At 44.1% G+C, this 560-nt stretch carries 1 protein-coding gene; it reads left to right on the top strand.

What is annotated here, in order from left to right; translation table 11 throughout:
* Positions 1 to 410, top strand: a 410-nt coding sequence (locus R7O13_RS29660; RefSeq protein ID WP_318305564.1) for a hypothetical protein, incomplete at its 5' end; no start/stop codon positions are given.
* Positions 411 to 560 lie beyond the last annotated feature (150 nt).

Raw genomic sequence — 560 nt, 5'->3', positions numbered from 1 at the left:
ATCTCAACAACTACAAACAGGCAGAGCAACGCGCGCTTTGGCAAACTTTAGTCGACGTGGAAAAACTGACCGCTGAAAAACTCAAACCTGTTTTGCAAGCACATGGAATGGAGATAGAAAACCGTCATCAAGAAATGATGGAAAAAGGTCTTTCCGATGCAGAAAAGTGGATCGATTTACCTTGGTCCGAGCTGGTTGCCACGCTACTCAATTGGGTTGAGCCGTACGAAGTGACATACCGAGAATGGCAAACACTCGCGATAGAGAAGAATTCAAACGCTGTCAATTTTCAAACTGCATTTGATTTAGTCGCAGAACATGAAACCGCCATTTATCAATGTTGGCAGCGTTATCATACTAACGAGTCTGGGTTGCCGATTCTTCACGCCTTTTTGGCAAAATATCGTTAAAGCGAGACTGGCACACTTGCACCTCGTAAAACCCTGCCAGACAATACTTTTAATACGCCGCTTAGAACGGAATCTTTATGGTTAATCCAAAACTCATTGCTCTACTGCCCGATTTGGCCTCCTTTATTTTGGTGGTCAACGAAGGCAGTT

This window comes from Vibrio sp. Y176 (genome assembly GCF_033438945.1).
Note: the sequence above shows the minus strand (reverse complement) of the source record. Positions and strands in the feature narration are given on the sequence as shown.